The sequence below is a fragment of the Herbidospora sp. RD11066 genome, assembly GCF_054661255.1.
The window spans coordinates 1-1,080 of the sequence record NZ_BAAGDO010000028.1 but is presented as its reverse complement, the minus strand read 5'-3'; the positions used below and the strand labels follow the sequence as shown (position 1 = coordinate 1,080).

Below are 1,080 nucleotides of genomic sequence, written 5' to 3'. Positions count from 1 at the left end.
TGTACTCGGCCATCAGGTTGGTGACTCGCCGTAGCTGATGCTTGATCAAATGGAAGACCTCCGGATGTGGTGGAGATTGCCGTCCTCACCATCCCGGAGGTCCTCGTGGCCCACGCTAACGCCCGCCTGACCCTGCACGGCCGAACACTGCTGATCCAGCGTGTCCGCATCCAGGGCCGCCCGGTCGCCCATGTCGCCAAGGAACTGGGCATCTCCCGCCAATGCGGCCACCGATGGGTCTCGCGCTACGACCAAGAGGGCTGGGCCGGCCTGCATGACCGCTCCTCACGACCACACCGGGTGGCCAACCGCACCACACCCGCCACCGAGCAGACCGTCCTGAACTGCAGGCACGAGCTACGGAGCGGACCGGCCGCCATCACGGAGGCCACCGGCGTGCCCGAACGCACCGTCTCCCGGATCCTGCGTCGCCACCACATCCCACCCCTGGCCGACTGCGACCCCCTCACCGGAACACCGATCCGGGCCGCCCGCCACACCACCCGGCGTTATGAACACCCCCGGCCCGGAGACCTGATCCACCTGGACGTCAAGAAGGTCGGCCGCATCCCCGACGGCGGCGGCTGGCGCGCCCACGGCCGCAGCGAACACGTCCGCGGCCGCGGCATCGGCTACGACTACGTCCACACCGCCATCGACGACCACTCCCGGCTGGCCTACGCCGAGATCCTCACCGACGAGACCGGCACGACCAGCGCCGCCTTCCTGCACCGCGCCGCCGCCTTCTTCCACAGCCAGGGCATCACCCGCATCCACCGGGTGCTCACCGACAACGCCTTGGCCTACCGCCGCTCGACCGCCTTCGCCGCCGTCATCGCCGAGCTGGGCGCCCGACACAAGCTGATCAAGCCACGCTGCCCCTGGCAGAACGGAAAGGCCGAACGCTTCAACCGCACCCTGCAAACCGAATGGGCCTACCGGCAGGTCTTCACCAGCAACACCCACCGCGCCGACGCCCTGCAACCATGGCTAGAGCACTACAACACCCGACGACGTCACAGCGCACTCGACGGTCATCCACCGATCAGCCGCCTGTCACCAACGTCGTGACCGAGTACA

At 68.2% G+C, this 1,080-nt stretch carries 1 protein-coding gene; it reads left to right on the top strand.

The features are described from left to right. Positions 1-105 precede the first annotated feature (105 nt). Positions 106-1,071 carry an IS481 family transposase gene (locus ACYQ78_RS39215; protein ID WP_459806075.1) on the top strand — a complete coding sequence of 322 codons (966 nt, stop codon included), beginning with the start codon at positions 106-108 and terminating at the stop codon, positions 1,069-1,071. The last annotated feature ends 9 nt before the right edge of the window (positions 1,072-1,080 follow it).